At 45.9% G+C, this 7,731-nt stretch carries 7 protein-coding genes; 3 read left to right on the top strand and 4 right to left on the bottom strand.

Going from position 1 to position 7,731, the window contains the following annotated elements; translation table 11 throughout:
- Positions 1-149 precede the first annotated feature (149 nt).
- Positions 150-1,574, top strand: coding sequence for a sulfatase (locus Q0668_RS07255; protein ID WP_298862025.1), 1,425 nt, complete (start codon positions 150-152; stop codon positions 1,572-1,574).
- A gap of 35 nt (positions 1,575-1,609) precedes the next feature.
- Here Q0668_RS07255 and Q0668_RS07250 read toward each other — a convergent pair whose 3' ends face one another.
- Complete coding sequence (locus Q0668_RS07250) at positions 1,610-2,098, bottom strand: hypothetical protein (protein ID WP_298862022.1); 489 nt, start codon at positions 2,096-2,098, stop codon at positions 1,610-1,612.
- A gap of 202 nt (positions 2,099-2,300) precedes the next feature.
- Complete coding sequence (locus Q0668_RS07245) at positions 2,301-2,702, bottom strand: hypothetical protein (protein ID WP_298862019.1); 402 nt, start codon at positions 2,700-2,702, stop codon at positions 2,301-2,303.
- 406 nt (positions 2,703-3,108) lie between these two features.
- Here Q0668_RS07245 and Q0668_RS07240 point away from each other — a divergent pair, with 406 nt between their 5' ends.
- The gene (locus Q0668_RS07240; RefSeq protein WP_298862016.1) at positions 3,109-3,855 is read left to right on the top strand and encodes a TIM barrel protein; all 747 of its coding nucleotides are present in this window, start codon (positions 3,109-3,111) and stop codon (positions 3,853-3,855) included.
- Positions 3,856-3,984: 129 nt separating this feature from the next.
- On the opposite strand, the gene Q0668_RS07235 is transcribed toward Q0668_RS07240, so the two are convergent.
- The gene (locus Q0668_RS07235; RefSeq protein ID WP_298862013.1) at positions 3,985-5,763 is read right to left on the bottom strand and encodes a S1 RNA-binding domain-containing protein; all 1,779 of its coding nucleotides are present in this window, start codon (positions 5,761-5,763) and stop codon (positions 3,985-3,987) included.
- A 184-nt stretch (positions 5,764-5,947) separates the two neighbouring features.
- Positions 5,948-6,883: a formylglycine-generating enzyme family protein gene (locus Q0668_RS07230; protein ID WP_298862010.1), complete on the bottom strand. Its 936-nt coding sequence runs from the start codon at positions 6,881-6,883 to the stop codon at positions 5,948-5,950.
- Positions 6,884-7,091: 208 nt separating this feature from the next.
- Between Q0668_RS07230 and Q0668_RS07225 the strand changes: the two genes are divergently transcribed.
- Positions 7,092-7,676: an isochorismatase family protein gene (locus Q0668_RS07225; RefSeq protein ID WP_298862007.1), complete on the top strand. Its 585-nt coding sequence runs from the start codon at positions 7,092-7,094 to the stop codon at positions 7,674-7,676.
- Positions 7,677-7,731: the final 55 nt, after the last annotated feature.

Genomic DNA, 7,731 nt, shown 5'->3' with positions numbered 1-7,731 from the left:
TAGTATCTGAAGGAGTTATCGTCATAACCGGCAAAGTTTTACATAAGTAAATTTTTGTTTTCGGTTGCACTTCCATAAGAAAGCGTGAACAATCAGAAACAGTCCGAGAGAATCTCTAAATCAGAACCCCATTCGGGAGCAAGCTTTAAATGAATTGGTCAGCACGGATAGACATCAAGTTGAACTGCACTGCATTCCCCCTATTCTTCCTTTTCTCTCTACTCTTATTGCCAAACGTTGCGTCTGCAGAAACGAAGCCGAATGTCATCGTGGTTTATGCAGATGACCTGGGATATGGTGATTTAGCCTGCTTCGGCCATCCTACTATTAAAACTCCTCACCTGGATCAAATGGCAGCTGAGGGAATGAAATTTACTCAATTCTACTCCGCAGCTCCCGTTTGTACTCCCAGCCGGGCAGCCCTGTTAACGGGTCGTTATCCAATTCGTTCCGGAATGTGCAGTGATAAACGGCGAGTGCTCTTTCCCAATTCTGGTGGTGGCCTGCCTTCCAGCGAAATCACACTCGCGGAAGCATTAAAAGAAACTGGTTACCAGACTGCCTGTGTGGGAAAATGGCACCTGGGTCATCTCCCACAGTTTCTACCTACCAGCCATGGTTTTGATTCCTATTATGGAATCCCCTACTCCAACGACATGGATCGTGTAGCGGAACGAAAACTGGGACGCAAAATCTTTCTTGATCCAAAAGTCAAATACTGGAATGTGCCTTTGATGCGCGATAACAAAGTGATCGAGCAGCCTGCTGACCAGAGAACAATTACCAAACGCTATACTGAAGAAGCGGTGAAATTCATTCAGAAAAATCAAAAACAACCCTTCTATCTGTATCTGGCTCATAGTATGCCACATGTTCCCTTATTCCGCTCGAAAGAGTTTATGGACAAAAGCCTGCGTGGATTGTATGGCGATGTGATTGAAGAGATCGACTGGAGTGTCGGCCAAATTTTGCAGGAACTCAAAACACTGGGGCTTGATCAGAATACGATTGTCTGGTTCTCAAGCGATAACGGACCCTGGCTGATTTTCGATCAACATGGAGGTTCTGCCGGTTTATTGCGAGAAGGCAAAGGCAGTACCTGGGAGGGGGGCATGCGCGAACCAACTCTTGCCTGGTGGCCCGGTCATATTGCCTCCGGTTCGGTTTCGCAGGAACTGGGCAGTACAATGGATATCTTTACCACAAGCATCAAACTGGCTGGAGGTAATGTCCCTGCAGATCGAGTCGTCGATGGTGTGGATCTTACTCCGGTCTTGATGGGTACGGGTAAAAGTCCACGTGATGAAATGGTCTATTATCGGGGGACTAAACTGATGGCGCTCAGAAAAGGCCCTTGGAAAGCACACTTTATTACCAAACCCGCGTATGGCAAAGAACCGTTTCAGGAACATGATCCTCCGGTGTTGTATCACCTCGAACATGATCCCTCTGAAAAGTATGATGTCTCAAAAGATCATCCTGAAGTGATCAAAGAATTGTTGGCTGCCGCTAAAAAACATCAACAAACGGTGAAGCCCGTTCCTTCACAATTGGAAATTCCTCTCGCGAAGTGAAAACGGCTAAAACACTCAATTTCGTCAGTAAAATCTTACCAGTAACAGATGTAACGAGGGCCGTCGTGTTCTGTTCCGATTCGATATTTGATTGAGGAAATTGTTTTTTCGTGCGCGAGTCGTGCACAAAAGCGGGTCCATGCTTCACAAAACCGGGGCAGTTGTTTTGAATCGAATTCGGGGCGTGGTTTTTGTAATCGCCCGTAGGCATCATGGATTAAAGCCAAGCCCACCAGGACCATCTGCTCATCATAATCGGGTTGAGACAGCACTATTTCCATCGCCTGTGCTGCATGCGCGCAATGGAGAAATTCCGACTCTCGTAAGCATTGCGAAGCCATACGCTCTACAAATTTGAATAAGTTGTCTATGCCTCTTTGATTAAGCAGAAAATCCTTTACCGATTCCGATTGTAATGCAGTTTGAATTTGTTCATAAAGGTCGGAATCTGTCTGACTGGGAATGGACATTCTCCCATAACCATCAGGGGCGATCGACTCGATCACTTTTATGACATGATCCATTTCTGGTTTACCGGTGTTCATCGTGAATATCACTGTTATTACGAAGTTATAAAGTTTGTTCTTTCGGTTCGCATCATTAGATCTGCTGGGATTATATAGCAGAAACGAGAATGAATTCATGCCTGTTTTAAAAAAAAAGAGTTGACTGAGTAAATACTCGGTCAACTCTCGGATCAATGTCTTGTCAGGAACAGATGGCTGCTTATTTTAGAAAGAAGTCATCTGGTCCTTTGTGTGTGTAGTAAGGATATTGCACGACTCCCAAAGGCTGATTTTGTTGAGGATAAACAGTTGCCGGCGGGACGTACTTGTATGTCTGGTAATTTTTAGGACGTTTATTTTGGTGATAAACGTTTTTATGGCTGTTGTTCCAGCCAGGTGGGCAGTAACCGCGGTGTCGGTTGAAGCCAACCTGCTGAACCTGTGCCTGTTGCCCTGCATGCTGTTTATGCATGAGCTGTTGGTATTCGGCCATTTGGGCCTGCTGTTGCATCAGGAATTCTCCGTCGGCCGACTGACCCCGAATAACCTGGCTGTTAGTACATCCCACGCATAATGGTAGAATCAAACAAGCGGCCATTTTACATAACAAATGAGGCTTCATTGGCTTCCTTTCCCCTGAATTTTGGTCGATAAACAGAGTTGACTCAACGAGAAGTTGAGAATCTGTTAAGTAAATCGTGTCGTTTCTGCCAAATGATAAAATGCGTGCATAACCTTTCGAGAGGCTGCACGATGATCAGCAAGCGACTTACTTCCTTTATCGGCCAGCCTGAGTCAAACAATTGTCAAAATCCCCAAGAAATGGAAAACCGGTGTAATAATCAAAACTGATCGACCTTGCAGAATCGTTAAAACCGGGATAGATTACCAGAGTATCCTACTCACTGACTTGCTCTATCAAAATAGTTAAAGTGGGTTGTCTTGAAGTTTGGGTTCTTTAGGCAAAACATAGTCAGTAACGAATTGCGAATTCTGAACTGTTATTTGTCAACAAGGGAGTGTTTGGCGTGTTTGTAGCTGCATCATCACGTTGTTTTTCCGATGAATCGTTTGAAGTAAGCTGTGAACGGTTAACAGATCTGGAATATGATAAAATCGAGATCTGGATGGATGAGGAGAGTGATCACCTTAAGCCATCTGAAATTGCCAATTCACCGGAGGAATTTTATTCACGTTTTCGAGAAGCCACGCGGTTGACACCGATTGCCTTTTGTCTGGAAAGCGATATCAGCCCGGAATCATTTCAATCGTTGTGTAAAGCCGCCAAGATGCTCCGCGTTGCTCAGATCACGATCCCTGCTTCACCTATGGGAACTCCATTTAATTCAGAAATTGACCGGTTAAAAACATTACTCGAAATTGCCAGTCACGATGGCATTTGTCTTTCGATTAAAACTAAGACCGGCCAATTGACTGAAGATCCCAGAACGGCAACAGAACTCTGTCAGTCTGTCAAAGGTCTGGGGCTCACTCTTGATCCCAGCTATTACACGTGTGGACCGTACAGTACCACTTCTTATGATCTGGTATTTCCATATGTTTGCCATCTACATCTTCGAGATTCTACGAAAGACCAACTGCAGGTTCCGGTAGGACTGGGTGAAATTGACTACAGTCGCCTGATCAGTATGCTCGAACGTCAGGAATATCATCAGTTCCTCTCTGTCGAATTGCTCCCTGCGTTATTGGACAACGAAGATCGCGCATTAGAACTGCGCAAGCTGAGAATGCTTCTGGAATCAGTCGTCATCTGACCGTTAAAACGATTGACTTCAAAACAAGCCTCATCAGATTGCGAAACTTATCCGCTTGCAATAAAAAACGGAGCCTCTCTGAAAAGAAAGACTCCGTTTATTTTTTTAAGCAATCGAAGTGGGTCTTAGTTATTTGTAATCGGTAGGATTACCAAACAGGCCGCCCCCTCCGCTTGCGCCATCTCCGGCATTGCCACCTAGTAGTGGGCCTTTTCGTTTTCGCTCGTAGGCGGGTTGTTCTTCTACTTTTGCATCTTCTGGTTTATCAGTCAGTGCTTTCAGAGACAAGCTGATCCGTTTCCGATTGGTATCGACTTCCAATACTTTGGCCGATATTTCCTGTCCTACATTCAAAACCTCGGTAACTCTTTTAATGCGTCGGTGGTCCACTTCACTGATATGGATTAAACCTTCCAGGCCTGGTTCCAATTCAACAAACGCACCGAACTCGGCTGTGCGAGTGACTTTCCCGGAAACGGTTGATCCTTTTTGATAGTGGTCTTCTGCCAATGACCATGGATCTTGCTGCAATTGTTTCATGCCGAGACTGATGCGGTTTTTTTCGCGCTCAATTTTGAGAATCTTGACGTTAATTTGTTGCTGTTCGCTCAAGGCGTCTTTGGGATGTTTGATACGATTCCAGCTAATCTCACCGATGTGTAGAAATCCATCGATGCCCCCGATATCAACGAATGCACCGTAGTCCTTAATATTTTTGACTACACCCGTGTGCTCCTGACCAACGGCCAGTTTTTCCCATAACTCTTTCTGAATTTCTTCACGTTCCGATTCCAGATATTTTCGACGACTGACAACCAGATTTCGCTTCTTAGCATTCACTTCAGTAATTTGAACAGTCAGTTTCTGACCAACGAAAGGTTCGAGGTCTCCTACGAAATAGAGGTCTGCCTGACTGGCTGGCAGGAAACCTCTCAAGCTGCCAACATTAATTTCCAGCCCCCCTTTGTTTGACTTATTGACAACACATTCCACCACCTGTCCCGCTGAGACCGCATCCCAGTCTCCTGCAGGTTTGTGACGTCCGCGCGGTAGAGAGAGAACGATCAACCCTTCTGCTTCTTTGATTTTCGTAATCTTGACATCGACTTCCTTGCCAATTTCCGGAGGTTTATCACCAAACTGTCGTAAGGGAACAATGCCCGGAACCCCCAAAGATCGAGTTCCCAGATCAATAAAGACGTCATCATTATTGATCGATTCTACTTTGCCCTTCAGCCGATCCCCTTCTGCCAACGCTTCGTCTGCCGGTTCTGATGGCGTTGCCGTTGATTGAGGAACAGTCGTACTCTCTTCAGCCGTTGTCTCTGCTGCCACTTCTTCATCAGTCAGAGTTTTGGGAAGCTCCTTTGCCCCTTGTACAGAGAGGGCGGCTGCCAGTTCCGCTTCCAGGTTAGCGTCCAGGTCTTCTACTTCCGGTGGAATATCAATGGGCTCTGCGGCTTCTGCAACCTGCAACAGGGCTGCTTCATCCATATGCTCCTGTGAATCCACAACCTGACCTGCCTCATCATTTTCAGTTCCTTTCGGCAAAATCGGCACACTGGAACCGGGTGAGGGAATCGCTTTAAACTGCTCTGGATCAACATTCGGTTTCAGTTGAACTTTGCGTTCTCCTTTTGCTGACTCCTCTGCTTCCGAAACCGGAGAGTCAACGGCAGGTGTTTCACTTTGATTTTCTGTCGCGGGTATCGCTTCAGGCGCAGCCTCTGCTTGAGGAGCGACCTTAGCTTGAGGTTCTTCCATGGTCTGGGGGGGAACTGCTTCATTCACACCAGCTTCGTTTGCGACCTGATTCTCAGCAGATTGATCCTGATCAGTTGCTGCTTTCGCTTCTGATGCTTCTTCGCTGGTTTTGATTTCTTCGGTGGATGGTCGCTCTGAACTCATGGGAGATAAACCTTACTCGCCTGATTACATACTTTATATTAATGAAACAATTAGAATCGAAATTTACTCAGTTCAATGAGAGCCTGGCCGAATTGAGCCTGGCTTTAGACAGATTTCCTGCTGAAAGCCTGTTGAACTAACTAAAAGAGTATCACCGCTGCTACCACCCTGCAATTCGCAGAGCCTAGTTTTCCGATTTTTTCACCTTTGCTTTCACACAACGTAACCCCAATGCAGGACTGGAAGTTGTCGGCGTTACTTTCGTGCGAAATGCGGATCTGAGACGGTCATACCGATCTGTCCAAGCCCCGCCTCGAACCACACGTGGTGAATCCGGCGATCCTGTACCCCATACAGTACCATCCCCGGGAGCATTTTTATAGTTATCATGCCAGGGATCTGCTACGAACTCCCATAGGTAGCCATGCATGTCGTATAATCCCCACGGATTGGGTTTGAGGGCACCGACGGCTGGGTCATTTCCGGCTGCATTACCTGTATGCCACGCATATTCGTCCAAAAGTCGAGCCAGTTTCCCTGCATCTCCCGGTTTTTGCGCTTCATCCCCAAAACTATATACCGTGGTGGTTCCTGCCCTACAACAGTATTCCCACTCGGCTTCGGTGGGCAGCCGGATTTCCTCATCCGGGGAGATCAACGATGCTTTCCGTAACATTTCCGTCAGTTTTTGACAAAACTGATTCGCAATTCGCCAGTCAAACATTTCGGCTGAGTTCCGCGGACCACCCCAGCGGCTGGGATTTTTCCCCATCACCGCCTGATACAGGTTTTGTGGTACTTCGTATTTTCCTATCCAGAAATCTGATGCTAGAGTCACTGTATGAACAGGCGTCTCTGCGGGCTGGCCTTTGATAGAACCCATTTGAAATGACTTAGGAAATTTCCCTTTCCCGGGTGTAATGGGCACGAGTTCTTTGACAAACTGTTTTAATAAAGCGACTTGCTGCGTATGGGGAGCGGAAGTATCTACTGCCGAAACTTGACCCGATTTTTCATCTGCTGGCAGGTTGCCTGTTGCGATCAAAAGAAAGAGAAACGCCCCCGCGAGAGTGACGTGTCTTTGAGAAATCTGAACTACAAAATGATTGTGATGATTCATGTGCTTCACTACGGGTTAGAACTTTGTTAGGGTACCATTTAGAATTGTATTTTATCAATGCAGATTTGTATTCGAAAGTGGAAACGAGATTTCATCTTTAATACACCATTTTTTGTGGAGAGAGATGTGATTTGATTTCAAGAATCTCAATCTTCATCTCAGCATCTCTTATATCAATCATCTGTGTTTTTATCAGGCAGGTTAATCCATGTCAGAATCAGCGTCCACACATCCTCGCAGTATTGATCTGGTATCTCATCAGGAGTGTCAGCTCGTCGTCATTGATGTACAGGAAAAGTTGATTCCCCTGATTCCCGTCGCCAAAAAACTCACCTTACGGATCCAGCAATTAATTCAGGCAGCTCAGATTTTTCAAATTCCCATCAGTTGTACCGAACAATACCCCAAAGGCTTGGGAAGTACGATTCCTGAATTATCAGAACTGCTGCCGGAACCCATTGAAAAAATTCGGTTCAGCGCGTCAGAATGTTTAGGCTGGGGAACTGCGGCTAACACAATTGATAGTCGTACAAAAATTGTGCTGACAGGCCTGGAAGCCCATGTCTGTATTCAACAGACCGCATTGGATTTGTTAGCAGCCGGTTATCGCGTTATCATTCCGATTGACGCTGTTGCCAGCCGAAACCAACTCGACTGGAATATCGCCATCAAACGTATGGAAAATTCTGGAGCGGAAATCACCTCAACAGAATCCATATTATTTGAATGGTGTGAAGTAGCAGGAACCGACGAATTCAAACAGATCAGTCGTTTAATAACGGGAAAACAATAAGAAAGCTGGAAGATCATATTCGTTTCAATCCCCTGAGGGAATTGATTCTCCTTCT

The organism is uncultured Gimesia sp. (assembly GCF_937910335.1).
Lineage (GTDB): Bacteria > Planctomycetota > Planctomycetia > Planctomycetales > Planctomycetaceae > Gimesia.
This window is presented reverse-complemented; position numbering and strand designations above follow the sequence as displayed.